The 22614-nt window shown below is 36.5% G+C and carries 23 protein-coding genes; 20 read left to right on the top strand and 3 right to left on the bottom strand.

Translation table 11 applies throughout. The annotated features are described in order from the left end of the window. Positions 1-368: 368 nt before the first annotated feature. The 3 genes from EZV73_RS24800 (at position 369) to EZV73_RS24790 (ending at position 1618) form a co-directional block, all read left to right on the top strand. Positions 369-668, top strand: coding sequence for a hypothetical protein (locus tag EZV73_RS24800; RefSeq protein WP_240843146.1), 300 nt, complete (start codon positions 369-371; stop codon positions 666-668). Between the two features lie 71 nt (positions 669-739). After that, entirely contained in the window at positions 740-1426 is a 687-nt protein-coding gene (locus EZV73_RS24795) for an S-layer homology domain-containing protein (RefSeq protein WP_240843145.1), read from the top strand. A 12-nt stretch (positions 1427-1438) separates the two neighbouring features. After that, on the top strand, positions 1439-1618 hold the full coding sequence (locus EZV73_RS24790; RefSeq protein WP_240843144.1) for a glutaredoxin: 180 nt from the start codon (positions 1439-1441) through the stop codon (positions 1616-1618). A gap of 89 nt (positions 1619-1707) precedes the next feature. Here the strand turns inward: EZV73_RS24790 and EZV73_RS24785 are convergent, their stop codons facing one another. Beyond that, positions 1708-3597, bottom strand: coding sequence for an amylo-alpha-1,6-glucosidase (locus EZV73_RS24785; RefSeq protein ID WP_240843143.1), 1890 nt, complete (start codon positions 3595-3597; stop codon positions 1708-1710). Between the two features lie 113 nt (positions 3598-3710). On the opposite strand from EZV73_RS24785, the gene EZV73_RS24780 reads away from it, so the two are divergent. The 10 genes from EZV73_RS24780 to nagB all read left to right on the top strand — a co-directional run bounded on the left by EZV73_RS24780 (position 3711) and on the right by nagB (position 14823). Continuing rightward, a complete protein-coding gene (locus EZV73_RS24780; RefSeq protein ID WP_240843142.1) occupies positions 3711-4019 on the top strand; it encodes a hypothetical protein in 309 nt (102 codons plus the stop codon). 91 nt (positions 4020-4110) lie between these two features. Next, the gene (locus EZV73_RS24775) at positions 4111-5007 is read left to right on the top strand and encodes a diacylglycerol kinase family protein (RefSeq protein WP_240843141.1); all 897 of its coding nucleotides are present in this window, start codon (positions 4111-4113) and stop codon (positions 5005-5007) included. 26 nt (positions 5008-5033) lie between these two features. After that, complete coding sequence (locus tag EZV73_RS24770) at positions 5034-6344, top strand: S41 family peptidase (protein ID WP_240843140.1); 1311 nt, start codon at positions 5034-5036, stop codon at positions 6342-6344. 63 nt (positions 6345-6407) lie between these two features. Next, the gene (locus EZV73_RS24765) at positions 6408-7784 is read left to right on the top strand and encodes a leucine-rich repeat domain-containing protein (RefSeq protein ID WP_240843139.1); all 1377 of its coding nucleotides are present in this window, start codon (positions 6408-6410) and stop codon (positions 7782-7784) included. A 67-nt stretch (positions 7785-7851) separates the two neighbouring features. Continuing rightward, positions 7852-9549: a M3 family oligoendopeptidase gene (locus EZV73_RS24760; RefSeq protein WP_240843138.1), complete on the top strand. Its 1698-nt coding sequence runs from the start codon at positions 7852-7854 to the stop codon at positions 9547-9549. A gap of 131 nt (positions 9550-9680) precedes the next feature. Beyond that, positions 9681-10475: a glutamate 5-kinase gene (gene proB, locus EZV73_RS24755; RefSeq protein WP_240843137.1), complete on the top strand. Its 795-nt coding sequence runs from the start codon at positions 9681-9683 to the stop codon at positions 10473-10475. After that, positions 10476-11720, top strand: a complete 1245-nt coding sequence (locus EZV73_RS24750) for a glutamate-5-semialdehyde dehydrogenase (RefSeq protein WP_240843136.1) — start codon at positions 10476-10478, stop codon at positions 11718-11720. An 84-nt stretch (positions 11721-11804) separates the two neighbouring features. Further along, positions 11805-12956 carry an ROK family transcriptional regulator gene (locus EZV73_RS24745; protein WP_240843135.1) on the top strand — a complete coding sequence of 384 codons (1152 nt, stop codon included), beginning with the start codon at positions 11805-11807 and terminating at the stop codon, positions 12954-12956. An 8-nt stretch (positions 12957-12964) separates the two neighbouring features. Then, positions 12965-14095 carry an N-acetylglucosamine-6-phosphate deacetylase gene (nagA, locus tag EZV73_RS24740; protein WP_240843134.1) on the top strand — a complete coding sequence of 377 codons (1131 nt, stop codon included), beginning with the start codon at positions 12965-12967 and terminating at the stop codon, positions 14093-14095. Between the two features lie 2 nt (positions 14096-14097). After that, positions 14098-14823, top strand: coding sequence for a glucosamine-6-phosphate deaminase (nagB, locus tag EZV73_RS24735; protein WP_240843133.1), 726 nt, complete (start codon positions 14098-14100; stop codon positions 14821-14823). Between the two features lie 29 nt (positions 14824-14852). Here the strand turns inward: nagB and EZV73_RS24730 are convergent, their stop codons facing one another. After that, positions 14853-15368 (bottom strand): helix-turn-helix domain-containing protein, encoded by a 516-nt coding sequence (locus EZV73_RS24730; RefSeq protein WP_240843132.1) that lies wholly within the window; start codon positions 15366-15368, stop codon positions 14853-14855. Between the two features lie 203 nt (positions 15369-15571). Between EZV73_RS24730 and hpt the strand changes: the two genes are divergently transcribed. From hpt to EZV73_RS24700, 6 genes are all read left to right on the top strand, one after another. Further along, on the top strand, positions 15572-16108 hold the full coding sequence (gene hpt, locus EZV73_RS24725) for a hypoxanthine phosphoribosyltransferase (protein WP_240843131.1): 537 nt from the start codon (positions 15572-15574) through the stop codon (positions 16106-16108). Positions 16109-16291: 183 nt separating this feature from the next. Beyond that, positions 16292-17347 (top strand): hypothetical protein, encoded by a 1056-nt coding sequence (locus EZV73_RS24720; protein ID WP_240843130.1) that lies wholly within the window; start codon positions 16292-16294, stop codon positions 17345-17347. 12 nt (positions 17348-17359) lie between these two features. Continuing rightward, positions 17360-18670 carry a protein kinase gene (locus tag EZV73_RS24715; protein WP_240843129.1) on the top strand — a complete coding sequence of 437 codons (1311 nt, stop codon included), beginning with the start codon at positions 17360-17362 and terminating at the stop codon, positions 18668-18670. 3 nt (positions 18671-18673) lie between these two features. Then, on the top strand, positions 18674-19387 hold the full coding sequence (locus EZV73_RS24710) for a VWA domain-containing protein (protein WP_240843128.1): 714 nt from the start codon (positions 18674-18676) through the stop codon (positions 19385-19387). Beyond that, positions 19387-20247, top strand: coding sequence for a PP2C family serine/threonine-protein phosphatase (locus EZV73_RS24705; protein WP_240843127.1), 861 nt, complete (start codon positions 19387-19389; stop codon positions 20245-20247). The genes EZV73_RS24710 and EZV73_RS24705 overlap by 1 nt, the downstream gene beginning before the upstream one ends. 7 nt (positions 20248-20254) lie before the next feature. Next, a complete protein-coding gene (locus EZV73_RS24700) occupies positions 20255-21070 on the top strand; it encodes a histidinol-phosphatase HisJ family protein (protein WP_240843126.1) in 816 nt (271 codons plus the stop codon). Here EZV73_RS24700 and EZV73_RS24695 read toward each other — a convergent pair. After that, positions 21067-21792 carry an HAD-IB family hydrolase gene (locus tag EZV73_RS24695; protein WP_240843125.1) on the bottom strand — a complete coding sequence of 242 codons (726 nt, stop codon included), beginning with the start codon at positions 21790-21792 and terminating at the stop codon, positions 21067-21069. The genes EZV73_RS24700 and EZV73_RS24695 overlap by 4 nt on opposite strands. Before the next feature lie 77 nt (positions 21793-21869). Here EZV73_RS24695 and EZV73_RS24690 point away from each other — a divergent pair, with 77 nt between their 5' ends. After that, a complete protein-coding gene (locus EZV73_RS24690) occupies positions 21870-22244 on the top strand; it encodes a hypothetical protein (protein WP_240843124.1) in 375 nt (124 codons plus the stop codon). The last annotated feature ends 370 nt before the right edge of the window (positions 22245-22614 follow it).

Raw genomic sequence — 22614 nt, 5'->3', positions numbered from 1 at the left:
AAGAAGTAAAACTCATATAAGAGACTGCTTTAGCAGTTGCATGTGAGCGTAAGCGGTTGGCGGACTTTTCAGAGAGCCTTAAGGCTCAAGCGTGTCCCATGCCCTTATAGGGCTGAGCAAACTACCCGCTGAGCGGGTAGTTTTGATTATGTTTTGAATATGTAGAGGTAATCACTAGGAAATATTGGTCTAGTTATTATGATATTGAGTTAATTGCTAGTAGTGTATTCACATTTACTCTGAAAGCAGTTATTATGTTTATAAGATTAATATTAAGGAGTACCTATAAATTGAAATGTGACAAATGCGAGGGGAAGTTAAAGACTAAAAAGAGCTCTTTAGTACTGCTGCAAGATAAGGTTGACTACATGGAATGTGTGAAATGCAGTCGAGGCAAAATTAAATCTAAAATGCGGCGTAAACAAGTCATGATGCATTTTCTTGTTAGAGTAGGTATTATCTTAGTGATTGCCTGTTTGCTATTAATTCATTCAGTATCAGACATATTAGATCCGTCTAGGTATAGTGATTATTATAAAGACAATCAGATTGCTTCTATTATCTCTATTGTTATAGCCTTATTTGGCTTGTTCTTTGTAGTAGAAGGTACCCAATCGCTTGTGGATGCTGATTGGATGCTAGATGAGCGTGAAAGTAATGCAAAGTAGATGATTACTTCGCTTATTTTTGGATATATTTTTACTGAAAGCATTTAACTAAAGTATGCAAGGAGGTAAAAATGAAGAAGTTTATGGTATTGAGTATCATACTCGTACTTGTTTTACAATCTATTACTTTTGCAGAAACAAATGATGAGCCTTCTACATGGGCTGTAGAGATTATTGAAAGCCTTAATAAATTAAATATCCTAGAAGAGGATACCTATACCAGGTATCAGGACAATGTTACTAGAGGTGAGTTCATTTACATTGCAGTTAGAGTCTACGAGACTTTTACTGGCAAGGAGATTGTTTTAGATGACGGCATATCATTTACGGATACAGATGATGTTTATGCTCTAAAAGGTGCTAGTGTGGGGATAACAGCTGGTATCGGTGATGGCATGTTTGGCTATGATGATTACTTGACCAGAGAGCAGCTTGCGACACTGATGATCAAAGTTCTTAAGCTTTTGGATATGAATATGACTGCAGCGTCTACAGAGGTCTTTTCAGATGATGGAGATATATCATCTTGGGCCAAAAATTCTATATACCTAGCAAGAGCCAATGGCATTGTTTCTGGTGTTGGTGATAATAAGGTGGCACCGCAGGGCAAGGCGACTAAAGAAGCTGTTTTAACCATTGCTCATAATATGCTTCAGAAGTATGATGGCACTACTTTATCAGTCGATGGACAAGATATGGTTATTGATATTTCTGCAAACGCCAAGTTTGTTCTTATTATGTACTCATCAGAAACATGAAGTTTCTGTAAAATGGCGAAGGAGTTCCTTCAAGAAAATGATATAGACTACATTGCTAAAGATATTTATACAGACAGCCAGGCTTATCAAGAGTTCTTAGATTATGGTTTTACTGGCGTCCCTTCATTTGTTGGAGACGGTGAAACATTCTCTGGTTTTAATGAACAAAAGATATTAGAATATAAAGATTAAAAATAGAGTATGGGCATGCCCATACTCTTTTCTTATTAGAAATAATAAGTTAAATATAATATTTGACCTTCTGGTTCGTAGCCAGACACTTAATCTTGTATCATTTTATAAATTCTAAGTGTCTCAGATACTGACCATGCCTGGCCGAAACAGCCTCTTGCATGATGTGGATGATCCCCAGAGAAGACTTCAGATATGGTACCCATACCCGTATCATTTAAGTGGTCAAATAAGCCTTGTAGCTTATCTAAAACATAAGCCTTGTCTTTATATGTTTTATAGTGTGCTTCTAAATATGGGCCAATTAACCAGCCCCAAACAGTACCTTGATGATAAGCATAGTCTCTTTTATAAACATCACCATCATATACTGGCTTGTAGTCCGCGTGGTCTCTGCTTAGAGATCTTAAGCCAAATGGTGTTAGTAGCTCTTTTTCAACCATTTCAATGACAGCTTTTTCTTTGTCTTGATTTAAGATAGAAAATGGCAGGCTGACAGCAAATATCTGATTAGGTCTGATTCTGTCTACCGGCTGGTCGTCTTGAATTAGGTCGAATAAGCTGTTATTGGCTTCATTCCAGAATCTCTTGTTAAATGATTCTTTGCAGCTAAGTGAATATTTTTTATAATCAATAGATTGATCTATTTGAGCTTGTCTTGTAAGCTTGTCCATGATATTCAGTGCGTTAAACCATAAAGCATTGATTTCTACTGCTTTACCATGTCTAGGTGTTACAACAACACCGTCTATTTTTACATCCATCCAAGTCAGTTGAGTGGTTGGGTCGCCACCTGATAGTAAACCATCCGTATCTACATGTATTTGATAAGTTGTTCCTTCAATATGCTTCCCTACAATCCTGTTAAGTGTTGGATAGATTTCTTTAAAGAAGTCTATATCGCCAGTCTTTTGAACATATTCATAGACTGCTATAAATAACCAAAGTGTCCCATCAATGGTATTGTACATAGGCTCTACATTGTCGTCAGGGAACATATTAGGAATTAAACCTTCTTTTTCATACTTGATAAATGTTCTGATGATGTCTTTTGCATCTTCATATCTTTCAGTAGATAAGGTCAGCCCAGGCAGGGCAATCATGGTATCACGGCCCCAATCGGTAAACCAAGGGTAACCTGCAATAACAGTCTTAGACTTTGTCGACTGTCGGTCTACAATAAAATGGTCACAGCCGATTATCAATCTCTTCATAGTAGTATCCTGGCCATTATATAAGCCTTCACGTCTATTTAATTCATCAGTGATAATTGACTCGAAATCTTTTTCAATAGATTGTGTAGAAGCGATTACAGCGATTCTTTTAGTCGTATTCTCAGGAATGCTGATGACAAACTTACCTGGAATGTAATTTTGATCGATGTCCTCTTGTCCACGTCTTTCTTCGATTTTATAGTATTCTTTTTCGGCCCATTGATTGATCGTCTCATAGTGACCAAAACCATCAATGTATAAGTCTGCTAAATCATTTTTAAAAAGTAGATGCGTATCTGATCCTTCTAAGGTGTAGTTAAAGTCACCTTCTGATGAAAGGTCATGGTGGTCTCTTGCATTAAGGTGAAGCTCTACACTTAGCTTAAGCGGCTCCTTTGTCTTAATGGTATAAACAACTGCACTTGTATTTTGACCATAAACCATGGCAATTTCTTTTTTGATTTCACAGCCCTCAACATTATAAGTAAAAGTTGGAAGTGGTAAATCAGAAAAAGACTGGTAGTATTTTGTGTTGTCAATTGTCTGACCCTCATGCATGGTAGATTCCAATACATGGTCTTTGTCGTTTATATTTATTGTTGTAAGAAGTCTTGATAATAAGACAGTTCTATTGACTGGTGGATTAAGTGATGCATTTAAAATGCTGTGGTACTTTCTTGTATTAGCACCTGTTAAACTTGAGCTTGAAAAACCGCCCAAACCATTGGTAATGATGTATTCCTTATCGATTAATTGATTAAACATAATGCCTCCTTGAGTGTATTATAATATGGATTAGAAAGTAATGCAAACGATTGCACTATTTTAGCTAGATTATTTTTTATCTGCGTGATATGATAATTAAAGGAGGCTGTGTTTTGAAAAAATTATTAAGCATAAACGGAATTATTTTATTAGTGATTATACTTATATCTGTAATAATCTCAATGGTTACAGACATACTATTAACAGATTGCTTGTTTGTAGGTGCCATGGTGACCCTAGCTGGCGCAGCGGCCTACTTGGTCCTTGCCAGAAGAGAAATGAGAAAGTCTGTAAAAAATAAGAGTAAAGATGAAAAAAAGAAATACCGCCAGAGTTTTCGTGAAACTGAAGCTCAAGCTTTTATATTAGCAGTGGTTTCTATCATCTTATTTATAGGATCCTTTATCAGTATAAAGCCGTAATGGCTTTCTTTTTTTATGAAAAAGATTATGATTCTATAATATCGGTTATATATATAAATGAATCCTTGTATAATAAAGTGAGGTGTTAGACATGAAGAAAATTAAAATTATACAAAATCCATCGTCAGGCAGAGTGGGTTTTGAAGACGAGTTTAACGAACTGTGTCGTTTGCTTATAAATAAATCGCATGTGATTCACTTGTTTAAAACAAGTGGAAAAGACGATGCATACAACGAAACCAAACGTGCCATTGAAGAAGGCTATGATTTGATCGTTGTTTCTGGTGGTGATGGTACAGTCAATGAAGTGGCTAAGGGTTTGTATGAATCCAATACACAGGTACCAATGGCTATCTTTAGAACTGGTACAGTCAATGATTTTGCAACCCACTTGAAACTGCCAAATACAGCAGAAGCCTTTGTTAAGATGATTGATAGAGACTATAAGATTCCAGTAGATGTCGGTGTTTTAAATGAAGAGGTCTTTATCAACATTGCAGCGGCGGGGATTTTTACATCTATCGCCCATGTGACTAAAAAGGAAATGAAAAAGTACTTTGGTAGGGGGGCTTACTATTTAGAGGCCATGGCCAAATTACCTAAAAACTTAACGCAGTCCTATCGTTTAAGGGTAACCTCTGATGAGTTTTCCCATGAAGACGACTATCATCTATTTATGATTACCAATTCCTCATCTGTTGGTGGCTTTGACAAGATGTCGCCAGTAGCTGAGATACAGGATGGTTACTTTGACTGCATATTTTTAAGAAAAGCACCTCTTGTTATGCAGGCAGATATTTTCATGAAGATTTTGATGGGCAAACACCTAGAAAGTCCATACGTGGATTTCTTCAGATCCAAACACATAAAAGTAGAGCTATTAGATGACCAAAAGCTTGACGTAGATATAGACGGTGAGTTTGGTGGTGGTCTACCAATAGATATACATGTAGAAGAAGGCGCAATTTACGTCATAGCAGACGAATAAGATAAAGAGAAATTTTGGAGGCTATTATGAAAAGAGTGTTGGTCCTTATGTTAGCAGTCCTTGTGTTTGTCTCTTGTTCAGAAGAGCAATCACCTGAAGTGAAAAAAGCTATAGAGGATTTAGATGTTTTAATTGAAAAGGCAGAGGCTATACACCCTGACCTTTATAAGTACACATCTAAAGAGACATTTGATTCTAAAGTAAATCAGGTAAAGTCGAGTTTTGAAACAGGCGACCAGGTAGAGTTTTATAGACTGGTTGCCCCTATTTTTGCCTCACTAGGTGATGGTGTTACAGAACTTGAACCAATGACAGAATACTTTATTAGACAGATAAAAAAGGGAGACAATTTCTTCCCATATGAAGTTGAGTTCGAAGACGGCAGACTTTTTGTTTACAAAAGCTACGTCGAAAGCAATAAGGTGCCTGAAGGTGCTGAAATCATAAGCATTGATGGTATCAAAACAGAAGTTGTATACCAAGAAATGACGGACTATGTCTCCGGTTTAACTAGTACTGAAAAAGATAGAAAGCTGACAGAACGATTCCAGCAGCTTTATTTCATTCTTTATGGCTCAAAGGAACTTATGGATCTTGAGTATGTGGCAAATGACCATGTAAAGACGCTTAGTGTTCAGACAGCAGGTATAGATGATACTTTGCAGGCGCCAATTCAAAATATGCCTAGCTACACTTATGAAGTCATAGACTCAGGCCTTGCTAAAATATCCATCCACCAGTTTCATGGTTTTATAGGTTTTAAGCAGTTTATGGAAGCGACTCAAAAGAAGATTCTTGATGATGACATTGATACTTTGGTAATTGATTTAAGAGACAGTATTGGTGGCAACAACAAGTACAATGAATACTTGATGTCACTTGTAACAGATATTCCATTTAGATTGTATGGAGATATTACAGCCAAGGTCAGTAAAGAAGTTTTAAGTGCCAACAAGAATATGAAAGCTAATTATTCAGATAATGTGGGAGAACTTGTCAGACCTATTATAAATGATGAGTTAAGACCTTTTAAACAGGTCAAGCCTTTTGAAGGAGACGTTTATGTTGTTGTTAACAGTGAGACCTTAAATGAAGCCTCTGAGTTTGCAGCTCTTATAAAGGACTATGGTGTTGCAACCCTTATTGGCCAGGAAACAGGATCTAATCCATCTAGTTTTAAATCAGAGTTTATCACTACAACACCTAATCTTCAGATGAAGCTTATGATACCTTATCAGTATTATCTGCGTCCATCAGGTGAAAATACCAAAAAGGGTGTTGTACCAGATGTAATTAGTGATCAACCCCTGCAATATATCTTAGATAATAGAAATTAATAAGAAAACGTGCTGGTTCAGTGGTATAATATAATGAACCAACACGTTTTTTGAGGTAAATAAATGAAAAAAATATTAATCTTCATCTTTTGTTTGGTCCTAGTAGGATGTTCTTCTTCAGGTCAAATAAAAGATGCAGCCATAAAAAGAGAAGTTGACAAGCTTACAAATTATGAAAACATCCCCATAGAAGAAATTACACATCTGGATGTGTCCTTTTCAGGGGTAGAGTCCTTAGAAGGTATTGAGGTTTTGAAGAACTTGGAATACTTGACCCTTTCTTCTAACATGATTCAAGACCTAAGACCACTGAGTGGCTTAGAAAACTTGAAACTTGTAGATATACAAAACAATCGGGTGACGGATTTATCACCTTTAAAGGAACTCGCAAATTTAGAAGTTCTCCTGATTAGAAACAATCCCGTTGAGTCCATTGATGTGCTTGAACCCTTGTTTGATCATTTAAAGACTACAGACTTTTTAGTCCATGTAAGTTTTGAGGACGACAATCTAGAAGGCTTGATTAGAAAGTCTTTAAATATGCCTGATGAACAAATGACTTACTTTGATCTAAAAAGGTTAAGGTCTCTAGACTTAAGGGGCAGTCAGGTTCATGATCTCAGCGGTATAGAACATGCAAGGTTACTGGATACTTTGATAGTGGATGGTCCTGTTGAGAACCTTGAACTGATTGGACAGTTGGGTGAGTTAAAATCACTTACCATAAAAAATGCTAACCTTGAATCGGTTGATTTTATCAAGAACTTAAAGGGACTGACTTATTTAGATCTCAGTTACAATCAATTAAAAGATATTTCTGTCATCAAAGACTTTGACAACCTGGTTTATTTAGATATTAAGAGAAATAAGATATCTGATGTTTCGCCGATTCAATCGACCAAGCTTAAATCACTCTTTATTGAAGGCAACTATATTTCAGACTACAAGGACTTAAAAATCATTGACCAAATAAATGAAACAGATATTTTCATTGTCTATTTTAGCGATGGAAACTTAGATGCAGCCGTGAGAAAGCAGGTGGGTAAAAGTCAGGGCGTTTTAACGGATAGAGACTTAAAGTCAATTAGAACACTTAAGGCTGAAGATAGTAACATCGAAAGCTTAGAAGGCATTCAGCTTTTAGAAAATCTAATAGAGCTTGACTTAAGCTCAAACAAGATTGTTGATATCAGACCTCTAGAAGACTTAAAGTCACTCCAGGTTCTTAAGTTAAAGGACAACTTAGTAGAAGACATCACCTCTCTTATCTACCTGGATCAGCTGAGTATTGCCGACTTAAGCTTTAACAAGATCACCACTGTAGAGGCCTTGTCTTATCTGCCAAACCTAGACTATGTCTACCTAGAAGGCAACACCATAGAAGACAATGCACTCAAGGATGAAATCAAAAGTCTTCTCAAAGGTACAGACGACTGGTAGTGAAATATATTTGTAATAAACCTCCCTCTAATTATCCGTTATACTGATAGTAAGGGGGAAATTTTTTATGTTAAAATTTAAAGATTATAAGTATGAAAGACCTGATATTGAAGGTTATAAAAAAGAGGCTGTTTCTTTGTTAGACAAGTTCAAGGTAGCAGATTCTGTTGAAGAGCAGTTTGAAGTCATGAATGAATTGATCCAAAAGGAAAAAGACATTTTTACCATGCTTGAAATTTGCTACATTAGAAATTCTATTGACACAAGAGATGACTTCTATGATAAGGAAGTTGCCTTTATGGATGAAATGATGCCTGAAGTAGAAGGTATCAAAACAAAGTATTACAAAACAATACTGGATTCAAAACACAGAAATCAACTAGAAGAAAAGTTTGGCAGTCTTTTATTTAAAAAAGCAGAAAATCAGATTCAAACATTTGATGACTGTATTTTAGAAGACCTTAAAAAAGAAAATAAGTTATCAACTGAGTATAGAAAGCTGATTGCATCAGCTGAAATTGAGTTTGACAATAAAACACTTAACCTGTCTCAAATGACACCTTATCGCGAGTCAAATAACAGAGGTACAAGAAAACTAGCCAATGAAGCTTATTTCGGTTTCTTAAACTCAAAGAGAGATGAACTGGACAGAATTTATGATGAGTTGGTAGCTGTTCGTACAGAAATGGCTAAAAAACTTGGTTATGATTCTTTCACAGAACTTGGCTACAAGCGCATGGAAAGACTGGATTACAACCAAGATATGGTTCAGGTATTTAGAGATCAAGTCAGAGACCATATAGTACCGATTTGTACAGAGTTAAGAGAACGTCAGCAGAAGCGTTTGGACTACGATACTTTTAAATACTTTGATGAAAACTACCGTTTCTTATCAGGTAACCCAATACCAAAGGGGGATCCTGACTGGATTGTTTCTAAAGCCGTTAAGATGTATAAAGAGTTGTCACCAGAAACACATGATTTCTTTACATTTATGAGAGACAGAGAACTTTTAGACCTTGTGACTAAAAAGGGTAAAGCAGGTGGAGGTTACTGTACTTACATTCCAAATTATGAGTCGCCATTTATCTTCTCGAATTTCAATGGTACTTTAGGTGATGTGACAGTTCTTACTCATGAAGTTGGACATGCCTTCCAATGTTACTCTAGTAAAGATGCCATTGTACCTGAATACAACTGGCCGACATCAGAAGCTGCTGAGATCCATTCAATGGGGATGGAGTTTATCACTTGGCCTTGGATGGATGAATTCTTCTTAGAAGATGGTGACAAGTTTAGATATGTTCATTTAGAAGAAGGTCTTCAGTTCATTCCTTATGGTGTGTCTGTAGATGAGTTCCAACACTATGTTTATAACAATCCTAAAGCATCACCATCAGAAAGACGTGCCAAATGGCGTGAGATTGAGAAAAAATACTTGCCGCATTTAGACTACGATGGCATGGACTATTTAGAGACAGGCGGCTTCTGGCAAAAGCAAGCACATATCTATGAAATGCCTTTCTACTATATCGATTATACATTGGCACAAATTTGTGCATTCCAATACCTAGTAAAATCTCTAGACAATAGAGAAGCTGCTTGGGATTCATACTTAAAGCTGTGTAAGGCTGGTGGTAAAGATTCTTTCTTAGGTCTACTGAATTTGGCTGGTTTAGAATCACCTTTTGAAGCTGGAACTGTTGAAAAGATTACAAAAGTGATCAAGGCATGGTTAGATCAAGTAGACGATACAAAGTTTTAATTTTAAAGGTTCTTCGGAACCTTTTTATTTTTTCTGTATTTTTGTATATTTATTAGTTATTCTTAATATTTATCTAGACAAGACGTCCTGATGGTTATATAATCTTTCTAATACGGTTTAAGGAGGGACATATGAGAACAAAATACATGAAAGATGTCAAAAGAATCGTGGTGAAAGTTGGTTCATCATCACTTACAAATCAAAATGGCTTAATCAACATCTTTCAACTAGAGTCATTGGTCAAACAAGTTGCAGAGCTTCATAACAAGGGTTATGAAATAGTATTGGTATCATCCGGCGCTATTGCTGCGGGGATGGGTAAACTGAATTTGACGTCTCGACCCACTGAAATGCCGTTATTACAAGCTACAGCTGCCGTTGGGCAAGTTGCCCTAATCCATATGTATCAAAAGTTCTTTTCTGAGTATGGTATCACAGTAGCCCAGTTACTACTTACAAGAGATGGTTTAGAAGATGAAAAAAGACTTTTCCATGCTAAAAATGCATCCAAGTCTTTAATAGAAAATGGTGTCATCCAAATAGTCAACGAAAACGATGCCGTTGCTGTGGATGAAATTGCCTTTGGTGACAACGATACCTTATCTGCCATGGTAGCAGAAATCGTAGAAGCAGATCTTTTGATTTTACTTTCTGATATAGATGGCTTATATACAAAAAATCCTATGCTCAATTCTGATGCAGAGTGGATCAAAGAAGTTGATGAAATTACAGATGAGATAAAAGCCCTTGCTGGCATGTCGGCTACCGGCCTTGGCACAGGTGGCATGATTACTAAAATATCAGCAGCTCAAATAGCTGTATCAGCAGGTGTCCACATGATTATAGCAAACTCTGCCACACCATGGATCTTAAAGAGAATAACCGATGGTGAGTTGGTAGGAACACTGTTTAAAAGGAGTGAGTAGATGACTTATATAAATACAATTGGTAAGAAGGCCAAGTTGGCTTCAGAAGACCTGGCCTTAGCCAGTCTTCAAAAGAGAAACAATATACTCTATAAGATAGTTGACTTGTTAGATAAAAACAAAGATCTGATCATCCAGTCTAACCAACTGGATTTAGATGCAGGTGAAGAAAAAGGTTTGTCATCTGCCTTACTGGATCGTTTGACTTTAACGGATGATCGTATAGAGGGGATGAAGGCAGGGGTTATAAAAATCGCTGGCTTTGACGATCCATTAGGTAAATCTTTAAAATCATGGCAACATGAGAACGGCATGCAAATTACTGAAATATCTGTACCGATTGGCGTCATCGGGATGATTTATGAATCTAGACCTAATGTAACTGTTGATGTATCTGCCCTTGCTATAAAATCAGGTAACTGCGTGATTTTAAGAGGGGGTTCTGAAGCCATTCATACCAATAAGGTCTTGGCAGATATCATTAGAGAAGCCATCAGTCAAGTCGGTATGAATAAAGATATGGTTCAATTGGTTGAAAAGACAGATAGAAAGTATGTCAGTGATTTGATTACCATGAATGATTATCTAGACGTTTTAATACCTAGAGGCGGTCGAGGACTGAAAAAGGCCATCATCGCTGGGGCTTCTGTACCGGTTATTGAAACTGGTGAGGGACTGTGTCATACCTACATTGATGCATCCTGTGATCTAAGAATGGCCTTAGACATTATTATGAACGCCAAAACACAAAGAACAGGTGTCTGCAATGCCATGGAAACACTCTTAGTGCATGAAGCTGTAACAGAAGAGCTTTTACCCAAGTTAGATGTTTTGATGCATGAGAAAAACTTTCAAGTTAGAGCATGTCCAGCAAGCATCAAGTATATGGACCATGCCATAGAGGCAGATGAGCTTGACTGGGAAACAGAGTATCTCGATGCTATCTTATCCATCAAGCAGGTCATGTCTTTAGATGAAGCCATTAGACATATCAACCATTACGGGAGTGGCCACTCAGAAGCCATCGTAACCGACAAGTATGATTCATCTGAAATCTTCTTAAACAGGGTCGATGCTGCAGCTGTTTATGTCAATGTCTCTACAAGATTTACAGATGGTGATGTCTATGGTTTTGGTGGTGAAGTTGGTATCAGTACCCAGAAGTTACATGCCAGAGGTCCAATGGGCATTGAAGCCTTAACAACTAAAAAATTTATTGTCCGTGGTCATGGACAAATCAGGTGAAGTCTCTTTAATGAGGCTTCTTTTGACTTTACAAATAAACTGTGTTAAACTTAGTTAGTAAAGTTTATTAACTAAGGAGAAATTATGGCAACTCAATCAAGTGTACGTATAAGTAATCAAGAATTGATGATTCAGTACCTTATAGAAAATGGTGAAACTTCTAGGGCACAACTGGCAAAGGACTTGTCTATTTCAAAGCCCACCGTTTCACTAAATGCTGAAAAACTATTAGAAAAAGAACTCTTGGTAGAAACCGGTGAAGGTTTGTCTTCTGGTGGAAGAAAACCGACACTTCTGAATTTCAACTACAACCATAAAATTATTGTGGCCATTGACTTAAATAGAAACCAACCCCTAATTGCCTTGTCCAACTTATCAGGCAAGCTTATGTTTTCTACGAGTCTAGTTATGTTGGTGACAGAAAGCAAACCTTTCTTGATCCAAAGGTTAACAACAGCCATCAATGAGTTGATCATCAGTCATAACTATGATATGTCGTCTTTAGGGGCCATTTCTATAGCGGTGCCTGGTGTTATTGATGATGTAACAGACAAGATATTTGCCAATCCACAAGATAATCTATGGACAGACTTAAATTTAAAGAAGGTTTTAAATGAAATCTATCATGTGCCTGTCTTGATGAAAAATGATATCTCAATGGCGGCATTAGGTGTTAAGCATTATGGGCTAGGCCAAGATTTTGATGACCTGCTTTATGTATCTGCAGGTCATGGTATCGGTGGTGGTATCATCTTAAAGGGAGAGCTTTTAGAAGGTAAAAGAAACTTTGCTGGTGAGCTTGGTATCACACGATTGGATGGTGAAAAGACCCTTGAGGACCAGATTGGTTCTTCTGCCATTGTGGATAAAATCAAATCAGATTTAGCGGCTGGCCAGAAAAGTAAACTGACCCATGACAAGGACTTAACTTTAAAAGAAATTAAAACGGCCATCAAGGCGGGAGACGATTATCTAATTGAACTCATGAAATCATCAGCAGGCATGCTGGGTAATGCGGTTGCAAACATTGCCTTGATACTAGACTTAGAAGCCATCATTGTAGGTGGTGTTTTATCTGAGGTCGGTGATTTGTTTATTGATACCATTGAGGAAAGAGTTAAGAAAATCGTACCTTTTGATGTCAAGGTCTCTAGGTCTAATCTAGGCCAGGAAGCAGGTATATATGGTTTATTGGTGATTGGTAAATCGTTTATTTTAGATCAACTAATAGAATAGAGGTAATCATGAAAAAAGCAATCATAAATGGAAAGGTTATTTTAGATAAAGGTATTGAAGAAGTCACCATTATCTATGATAAAAACATTCAGGCTATTGGTAAGGATTTAGATGTATCTGACTGTGAAGTCATTGACGTTAAAGGGGCTTATGTGGCACCAGGCTTTTTAGACATCCATATCCACGGTTCCTTGGGTGCAGATGTTATGGATGGTAAAGAAACATCTCTTGAAGTGATTTCAAACGCTGTCTTAAACAATGGTGTTACAAGGTTTCTTGCGACGACCATGACCATGTCTAAAGAAGACATCAAAAAAAGCTTTGAGACTGTAAAAGATTATATGGGAAATGAATCAGGTGGTAAGATTTTAGGTATTCATGTGGAGGGCCCTTTTATCAACAAATCATTTAAGGGTGCTCAGGCTGAAAAATATATCATTGCACCTGAAATGTCATTGGTTGAAGACCATTTGGACATCATCAAGTTGATGACCGTTGCCCCAGAAGTAGAAGGCACGCTTGACTTTATTGAAAAGGCAAAGAAGGTCTCAGATGTCAGATTTTCAGTCGGTCATTCTGCAGCTTCTTATGAAGAAGCCATTAAAGGTTATGAAAATGGGGTGGATTCTACAACACACATGTTTAATGCCATGACAGGTTTGCACCACAGAAATCCAGGCATTGTAGGAGCTGTGTTTAAGAACAAGCCGTATTTTGAAGTGATTGCAGACAAGATTCATGTTCATCCAGCCTTATTTGACATCATCGGTGATGCTGTTGGAAAGGATAAGATGATTCTTGTTACAGATGCCATGTGTGCATGCCAGATGACGCCTGGCCACTATGAACTGGGTGGACAAAAGGTAGTCGTAGATGAGACCTCTGCAAGATTAGAAAATGGTGTACTTGCTGGCAGTATTTTAAGAATGAATGAAGCCATAAGAAATGTCTATAAAAATACCAATTATCAACTTCATGAAGTGGTTAAGATGGCAAGCAAAACACCTGCTAAAATGTTAGGACTTGAAGGTATTGGTCTTATAGAAGAGGGATATGTCGCTGATTTTTCAATATTCAACGACAATATAGATATAGAAATGACAATTGTAGATGGGTTAGTAAAGCTTAGAAGGGGATAAAAATGAACGTAATTGTTGTGAAGGATTATGAAGCATTAAGTAAAACAGCTGCAGGACTGATACAGTCTCAGCTTATGTGGTCACCAGATTCTGTCTTGGGACTGGCGACAGGGTCAACGCCTGTAGGCACTTACAAGGTCTTAATTGATCTTTTCAAGAAGGGTGAAATCAACTTTGAAGATGTTGTGACCTTTAACTTGGATGAGTATTTGGGTTTAGAAAAGTCTAATGAACAAAGTTATTATCATTTTATGAGAGAAAATCTTTTTAATCATGTCAATGTGAATGAAGATCATATCCATATTCCAAATGGTATTTCTGATGACTTTGAGCAGGAATGTTTAAATTATGAGAGTGATATCGTAAAGGCAGGTGGTATAGACCTCCAGATTTTAGGTATCGGTCATAATGGCCATATTGGCTTTAACGAGCCTAATGTGGAGTTCGAGGCCAAGACTCATATTGTAAGTCTTGATGAGGAGACCATTGAAGCCAATAAGAGATTCTTTGATTCTGTAGAGGATGTACCTAAAAAAGCCATTTCAATGGGGATTAAAACAATCATGAGATCTAAAAAGATCATTCTTATGGCATCAGGACAAGGTAAAGCAGATATTATATCCAAACTGGTAAAGGATGATATCAGACCGAACCTACCGGCATCTGTACTGCATTTACACGAAAATGTCATTGTCTTAATTGATGAAGCAGCTGCTTCAAAACTATAAGTGGCATCCCTTACGGGATGCCACTTTTTTTAGAAAGTTTGTTCTGACGAAATTTTGATATGGTGTCTAAACAATTGATTCAATGTTTGATCGATGTCTTCCTTATGAGCCAAGTGATTGGTTAACATATCCTCAATAGACTCATGATCAGCCGGCTGGTACTCAGCGCTGATTGAGTTAATAGAATCATAAAGCGTATGGAAGATTCTAAGAGATTTTGTATCGTTGTGTTTACTCATTGTTACAAGGTTGTTTGTAATCTTATGAAGTAATTCCTGATAAGATCTGTCTGCAAGCTGCTCATCAATGACATCGATGCTCTTTGACATATCATGATTTTCACTTTCATCAAGTCCTAATAAGTAGTCAGTGGTCACACCGAAGTACTGAGATATTTGAGATAATATCTCGAAGTTAGGATGTCTCTTGTCATTTTCATATTGCGATAATGTAGATACGGCAATATTTAAATGATCTGCCAGTTGCTTTTGTCTTATAAATTGTTCTCTTCTAATCTTTCTTAATCTTTCACCAAATGTCTGCATATTACTACCCCCTTATTATTTCCTTGTTATATATATCCCAAAGTTGACAACTTATTCACAAAAAGATTAATTTTTTTATTTTTTTTCGAAAAAATTTTACAATTCGTGTTTTGCAGTCTCGTAAATATTTACAAGATTCTATAATAGTCGTGTATTTTGCTAGGAAGTATAGTAAAATCTATGTGTAGAAAAGGAGATGTATAATGCATAAGGATATAGAAAGTATCGTCTATTCAGAGCAAGTCTTAGCTGATAGAATAGCGGAATTAGGAAAGCAAATTTCTGAAGATTATAAAGGTAAGAAATTAATAGTAGTAGGCGTTATGAAAGGTGCAAATGTTTTTGTTGCTGACCTTATTAGAAATATGGATTTAGATATTGTCTTAGATTTTATTGTTGTATCTTCTTATGGTGCATCAACGGAGTCGACAGGCGTTATTCGTTTATTAAAAGACTTAGATGAAAACATCGATTCTGAACATGTACTTATAGTTGAAGATATCATTGATTCTGGTTTGACACTTGAATATTTGGTTAACAACTTTGAAACAAGACATCCAGAGTCTATTAGAATCTGTACACTGTTAAATAAAGTTGAAAGACGTAAAGTAGATATGAAGGTGGACTATATCGGCTTCCAAGTACCAGATGAGTTTATTGTAGGTTATGGTATTGATTACGCTGAAAGATATAGAAACCTACCTTATGTAGGTATTTTGAAACGTTCTGTATATGAATAAGCTGAAGAGACTGTACATATGTATGGTCTTTTTTTATTGGCTTGAAACAGATGGTCGACAAGTAAGGCAAAGTTTGACGGCATGACTTTAAATCTCTAGTAGAAAGTTTTGAAGCTTTGAGAGATTTTAAATTTTGCAAGACACATTAGCATAAAAATGGTAAGATAGTAAAGAGGTTAAAATATGAAGAAAGTGTTTGTATTACTGATGTGTATTGTACTTGCCGGCTGTTCATCACAGTCTTTATCAGAAGTCATACCATCAGAAAAGTTTGCAGAAAAGACAGAGATCAATCAATTTGATACAGAAAAGTATATAGAAAAAGTTCATCCTATTGTTTCGTCTGATGACTACATCCGATTAGACAGTATTTTTCTTGATGAGGATAATCAAGAAACCGTTGTGATAACAGACCAGGTAGTAGAAAATATTCTTAATGCCTTTAATGAGTACGGCAAAGATCATAACTCCTATGAACTTATAAATTTTTTTGATTTGCATATAAAACATTTATCATCACTGGATATTGATATTATGATTTATAAAATCGTGGAAAAGGTTGAGTCGGATTATTTGCTTATAAGGCCAATTGTAGACCAGCCTGAGTTTGAATACATTACTAGGGGCTATAACAACCGTTTAACGACCACTTATTTGGACAACATTGAATTAACACCAGAGCTTTTGGCCTTGTATCCCAATGTTGAAGACTTTATCAGTACCCTGGGTGATATCGTCAATGGCGGTTATCAGATCAGAAAATTTGAAGACCATTATTACATTTTTCCTGACTATGCTTCCGTGCTGGTAAGGTATGATGATTATTACAGTGAAGAAACTTATGAAGCAACCAATATACTTGTATCTAACAGTAGAAACATCGTACAGGCAGGAGAGATCATTTTAATTGATAATGATGGCATCGCTTATCAGATCAATCAAATTGAAGGCTTTCTAAAAAAATATCCCAATTCTGTTTATTATGATATGTTGAGAGGTATCTATCAAGAGTATTTCATTACCTTGATCAACAATCCAGATAATACAGAAGTCTTATCTTCAAGATTAAGATACAATCCCAATGTTATAAAAGATTTTAAGGCAATAATCGATAGATATTCCAATACGCAGCTTTCGAGACTACTCAATCAACTGGTAGAAGCCATTGAAGGTAATGGCACTTACCATGATCAAGTCTTTGTTGATGAGATTATTGCAAAAATTATGTCGAGTTATTAGAAGGAGTAGAATGTGCATAGAAGTTTTAAAGACAATCAGCGCGTTATAACATCATCAGGTAAGTCCTTAAATATTGTCAAATTTCTAGGTTCAGGTGGTCAAGGTGAAGTTTATGAGGTCAACTACGAGGGCAGAAGACTGGCTTTAAAGTGGTATTTCGTTCAAACGGGTACCGACCACCAAAAAATGATGATCAATGAGTTGGTTAAACTGGGGAAACCGGATGAAAGATTTTTATGGCCTGTGGAAGTTTTGACTGTTCATAAGAAAAAGTCCTTTGGTTATCTTATGCCCCTTAGACCTTTTCAATTTTCCAACATTGTAGATTTGATGAAAAGAAGGGTAGAACCGACCTTTGATTCTGTTATAACAGCTTGTATCCAACTTGCAGACAGTTTTTATAAGCTCCATCAAAAGGGTTTATGTTATAGAGATATTTCATTTGGCAATTTCTTTTTCCATGCAAGAACAGGTGACATCTTGATATGCGACAATGACAATGTCACTTCAACAAGCGTCACACATGCAGGTGTCTTAGGCACACCGAGATTTATGGCACCAGAGGTTGTACTTGGAAAATCTAAGCCCAATATGAGTTCTGACTTGTTTTCCTTAAGCATACTTATATTTTACATGCTCATGATGCATCATCCCTTAGAAGGGAAGCTAGAAAAGTCTATCAAGTGTTTTGATTTGCCAGCCATGACAAAACTTTATGGTGAAAGACCGGTATTTATTTATGATCCTATCAACTCATCCAATCGACCGGTACCAGGCTATCATGACAATGCCATTGCATTTTGGCCCATTTATACAGAACGTATCAGACAAATGTTTATACAAACCTTTACAAAGGGTTCAAGAATGCCGAGTCAAAGAATATCAGAAAAGGTGTGGAGAGACGTTTTAATAGAGCTTAAAAATTCCATTACGGTGTGTGAATGTGGTATGGAGAATTTTTATGATATTCAAAAGCTCCAAAAAAACCTTCATAACAGGTGTTGGCATTGCAACCGAGTTTTATACCCATCATCTAGATTGAAGATAAATAATGAAGTAATTATTTTAAACTTAAATACAAAACTCTATGGTCATCATTTGATGGCACAGGAGAAGTATAGATTCAAAAAAATATTGGCTGAAGTTGTCCCACATCCGGTTATTCCTGAAAGAACTGGTTTAAAGAATCTTTCAAGGGTACCATGGAAAGTGAAGACCAAGTTAGGCAAATCGTTAAATATTGAGTTTGGTAAAAGCTTTACCATAGAGGACGGAACGACCATTGATTTTGGTGAAGTGACAGGCATGATTCGAAAGGGGTAAGTTATGAAGATGAGACCAGGTGGTGAATTAGCGACAAGACCACTAGAGTTTATATGGCTAGCAGATTGCTCTATTTCAATGAGAAATAGTGGAAAAATAGATGCTTTGAATGAGGCAATTAGAAAATCGATTCCTCATATGCAGGAAGTTGCTTATGAAAATCCAAATGCTCAGGTTTATATCAGAGCCATTAAGTTTTCTTCAGGTGCTGAGTGGCATATAGCTGAAAGAACTCCTGTTGAAGATTTTGAGTGGAACGATCTTGAAGTGGCAGGCGTAACAGACTTAGGTGCAGCACTTGGCCTTTTAAAAGAAGCCCTAAGAGTATCAGAGATGAGTGAAAGAGCTTTACCACCAGTCGTTGTTCTTGTATCAGATGGACAACCGACAGATGAATATAAACAGGCCCTTCAATCACTGATGGAAGAACCGTGGGCTGTAAAGGCTGTTAAGATTGCCATCGCTATTGGTAGAGCTGCCAACAAACGCGTTCTAAAAGAATTCTGTGGTGAGCAGGGAATTGAGGTTTTATCAGCAGACAATGCTGAAACCTTAGTAGAATACATTAAATGGGTAAGTACAGTTGTCTTGCAGGCAGCTTCTTCTCCAGCCAGTCAAGCGAGTGATGGTCAAACGATGGGCATCAATGTATCAATTCCTGTTATAGATGAGGACTTTGATGATATTGAGACAATTTCAATAGAGGATGTGTGGTAATGTTTATAAAAAATGAACAGTGGATGAACGCTTATGAGACGGTTATTGGCAAAACACATATGAAGTTAGAACTACCCAATCAGGACGCTGTCCTCAGCCAGGTAATCGATGAAGATATCATGTTATCTGTTGTAGCAGATGGACATGGTTCCAGTAAATGTACAAGAAGTCATTTAGGTGCACAGTTTGCAGTAGAAGCTGCAGCTGAGACCTTTAAGTCTATAAAAGATGAGTTAATAAAAAATGAAACGCTGAATACACGAGTACTCGGTAAATATTATACAAAGCGTTTGGTAAGAAACTGGCGTTTAAAAGTAGATGCTGATTTAGAACATTCACCAATCGTACTTGAGGATTTAAATCTTTCACCTAAAGAAGTAAAGTCTATCAAGAAGAACCCATATATCAGCTATGGTACAACTTTGATTATGGTGCTCTTTATAAAAGAGTTTATCGTATGTTACCAACTGGGTGATGGTGATATCTTATTTGTATCAAAAGCCAACCGTGTGTCTAAACCTATTAAGAGAGACAAGCGTCATATAGCCAATGATACATCTTCTCTGTGTTTACATAAACCAGAAAAGGAATTTAAAATTAAAGTATTTAGAGACATCAATCAACTCCTGCAAATGATCATTTTGTCAACGGATGGTTATTCCAATTCATTTTCATCGGAAGAAGGTTTCTTTAAAGTGGGCTCAGATATCTTTGATATGATCAAAGAAGACGGCTTTGAAATCATCGATGAAAACTTAAAAGAATGGTTAGAAGAAACTTCTTATCAAGGCAGTGGTGATGATACTTCAGTGAGTATTATTACCAGAGTAGACCAGGTAGTTGAAGAGGCATCTAGTTAGGAGTAGTATGTACGATTATCATTTACACTCTCATTTCTCAGGAGACTGTTCTGAGCAAATGGAGGAGACTATAAAGGAAGCCATAAGAAAAGGTGGCAAGCAGCTTTGCTTTACTGACCATTTAGATTATGACTATCCAACGACTGAAATTCAGTTTGAATTTGATCCACATGGATTCAGTCAGGCATTTGAGATTTTAAAAGAAAAGTATAAAGACCAGATTCTCTTGCAAAAGGGGATTGAAATGGGCTTACAAACTCATATAGTAGAAGAGTGTTTATCTTTTAATCAAACATTTAAACCGGAGTTTGTCTTATGTTCATTTCATGTAGCAGACAAGAAGGACATGTACAATGGTGATTATTATAGAGATAAAACGCCAGAACAAGCATGGGATGTTTACTTTGATGAAATGTTAGAAACACTTGAAGCATTTAAAGACTACTCTGTTGTAGGTCACTTAGACATTCCTAAAAGATACGATGCAAGTGTAAAGGCAGTACCATTTTCCTATTACAAAGAAAAAGTCGTTCAGGTATTAAAGAGGATCATCGGGGATGAGAGAGGCATCGAAGTCAATATGTCTGGTTTAAGATCAGACTTAAAAGAAACACTTCCGAGTCGAGAAATCATTGAGCTTTATCATGAACTGGGTGGCAAGATCATTACCATAGGTTCTGATGCCCATAATAGAAATGAAATTTATTCGCATTTTTATGAGACATTAGGTGTCTTGGATGATATCGGCTTTGAAAGCTTTACCATTTATAATAAGAGAATACCCGAGCAGGTATCTATTAAAAGAACTCTAGCAGATCGCTAGAGTTCTTGGTCGTTTAAAGTCTTTACTTTTGGGTCGAGTTCATAGATGACATCTTTTCTCTCAACTATGATTCTCACATGGTCAGCTTCACTGAGTCTGCTTAAAAGCTCATGGGTTGGGTTGATGGCATAACCATGACCCACACTGCATAACATGGTATAGTCACCATTGGTATCACCATAGGCATAAGAGTTTTTTAAGTCAATGTCGTATTTTTCTGTTAAGTCTGAAATGGCTACCTTTTTACTATCTGCATCCCACATACGAATGATTTCACCGGTAAAGTTGCCATCATCGTCTGTCAGGTATTTGGTTCCGATGCACTCTGTAGCATTGTACTTTTCTGCCATGGCTTCTACTAGGTAGTCTGGACTGCCTGAAATAAAAAATACATGGTGGCCTTGGTCCAGATGATACTTGATACGGTCTCTTGTAAACTTGTAAACCGAATCCCACTTTAAGTCGATGACCTGCTTTGTGATAAAAGCGGTGTCGTTTTTATTGAGGTTTTTAATGGCATCTATATATATTTCAGCAAGTTCTTCCATATAGTCTTCATAGTTACCACGTCTTTTCTTCCACTGATTATAGGTGTTCTCAAGATGGCCATACCACACTACCGGATCAACAACTTCATACTTTAAGAGCTTTTTAAAATGCTCAATCATCAATGAATCTCTGTATAGGGTACCATCTATATCAAAAAATGCGCCTATCTTCATATGTGCCTCCTTTCCGTTTAAAAAGTCATATTTGAGGTATATATATAATACCACAAAAATAGCTAGGAGGTGTGATTATGTCTATTATTTTAGTGATTATTATGAGTTTTATGATCTATATCGTCTTAGAAAATAATAGAATTCAGATTTTATTTGAATATTTAAGGCTGATGGATTCAGAACTTGAGAAAAAAATTATTCCTTTTATTGATGAAAATCATCAGGTAGACATCTTTACCGTCCAAGAGATTAGAAACATGCTCAAGAAAGAGTTTATCAACAAACATCTGATAGATGAGTTTAAAGTTTACAAAGAAGACATGTACAAGGTACATGTAATGGTCAGAAGAGGATTAGCTGTTCAAGGCTTGGAATTAGTGACAACTAACTCGCGTCTTCACCTTGTTGAAACATCTATGGCTTACAGCAATATTGAATTTTCAAAAAAATAATTCACAAATTGTTTAGAGTCATAAGTCATGGGTATATAAGTAACAGATATTAAAGCCTAGGCGCTATTGCCCTATAGGGTTTAATATAGATAGTAGTTAAGCAGGACGTATGAGTGGGTTTGTTAACTCACAAGATAGTATTAAAAAATAAGCAACAAAATTGTGAACTTTTAGGGCCACGAATTAGACAGATTATGTCAGGAGGGATGACCATAGAAGAAATAAGAGTGATAAAAAGTGAATATAAAAATTTTAATCGTGCTGATGACTACTGATGATGGATTATTTGACTATAACTCGAATAATCCATTTCATTTTTTTGTTTTAATGTTATAATCTCTTTAGGCTATCTAACTATATAAGGGGGTTA

It is taken from the genome of Acidaminobacter sp. JC074 (assembly GCF_022496765.1).
In the GTDB taxonomy this organism is placed as follows: Bacteria; Bacillota; Clostridia; order Peptostreptococcales; family Acidaminobacteraceae; genus JABXKX01.
Note: the sequence above shows the minus strand (reverse complement) of the source record. Positions and strands in the feature narration are given on the sequence as shown.

Coding starts and splice junctions, on each gene's coding strand:
- EZV73_RS24695 (WP_240843125.1), bottom strand. CDS start 21,792: ATGAAGATAGGCGCATTTTTTGATATAGATGGTACCCTATACAGAGAT.
- EZV73_RS24705 (WP_240843127.1), top strand. CDS start 19,387: ATGTTTATAAAAAATGAACAGTGGATGAACGCTTATGAGACGGTTATT.
- EZV73_RS24765 (WP_240843139.1), top strand. CDS start 6,408: ATGAAAAAAATATTAATCTTCATCTTTTGTTTGGTCCTAGTAGGATGT.
- EZV73_RS24730 (WP_240843132.1), bottom strand. CDS start 15,368: ATGCAGACATTTGGTGAAAGATTAAGAAAGATTAGAAGAGAACAATTT.
- EZV73_RS24775 (WP_240843141.1), top strand. CDS start 4,111: ATGAAGAAAATTAAAATTATACAAAATCCATCGTCAGGCAGAGTGGGT.
- EZV73_RS24710 (WP_240843128.1), top strand. CDS start 18,674: ATGAAGATGAGACCAGGTGGTGAATTAGCGACAAGACCACTAGAGTTT.
- EZV73_RS24770 (WP_240843140.1), top strand. CDS start 5,034: ATGAAAAGAGTGTTGGTCCTTATGTTAGCAGTCCTTGTGTTTGTCTCT.
- EZV73_RS24750 (WP_240843136.1), top strand. CDS start 10,476: ATGACTTATATAAATACAATTGGTAAGAAGGCCAAGTTGGCTTCAGAA.
- EZV73_RS24760 (WP_240843138.1), top strand. CDS start 7,852: ATGTTAAAATTTAAAGATTATAAGTATGAAAGACCTGATATTGAAGGT.
- EZV73_RS24690 (WP_240843124.1), top strand. CDS start 21,870: ATGTCTATTATTTTAGTGATTATTATGAGTTTTATGATCTATATCGTC.
- hpt (WP_240843131.1), top strand. CDS start 15,572: ATGCATAAGGATATAGAAAGTATCGTCTATTCAGAGCAAGTCTTAGCT.
- EZV73_RS24800 (WP_240843146.1), top strand. CDS start 369: ATGGAATGTGTGAAATGCAGTCGAGGCAAAATTAAATCTAAAATGCGG.
- EZV73_RS24745 (WP_240843135.1), top strand. CDS start 11,805: ATGGCAACTCAATCAAGTGTACGTATAAGTAATCAAGAATTGATGATT.
- EZV73_RS24720 (WP_240843130.1), top strand. CDS start 16,292: ATGAAGAAAGTGTTTGTATTACTGATGTGTATTGTACTTGCCGGCTGT.
- EZV73_RS24700 (WP_240843126.1), top strand. CDS start 20,255: ATGTACGATTATCATTTACACTCTCATTTCTCAGGAGACTGTTCTGAG.
- nagA (WP_240843134.1), top strand. CDS start 12,965: ATGAAAAAAGCAATCATAAATGGAAAGGTTATTTTAGATAAAGGTATT.
- EZV73_RS24790 (WP_240843144.1), top strand. CDS start 1,439: ATGGCGAAGGAGTTCCTTCAAGAAAATGATATAGACTACATTGCTAAA.
- proB (WP_240843137.1), top strand. CDS start 9,681: ATGAGAACAAAATACATGAAAGATGTCAAAAGAATCGTGGTGAAAGTT.
- EZV73_RS24785 (WP_240843143.1), bottom strand. CDS start 3,597: ATGTTTAATCAATTAATCGATAAGGAATACATCATTACCAATGGTTTG.
- EZV73_RS24795 (WP_240843145.1), top strand. CDS start 740: ATGAAGAAGTTTATGGTATTGAGTATCATACTCGTACTTGTTTTACAA.
- nagB (WP_240843133.1), top strand. CDS start 14,098: ATGAACGTAATTGTTGTGAAGGATTATGAAGCATTAAGTAAAACAGCT.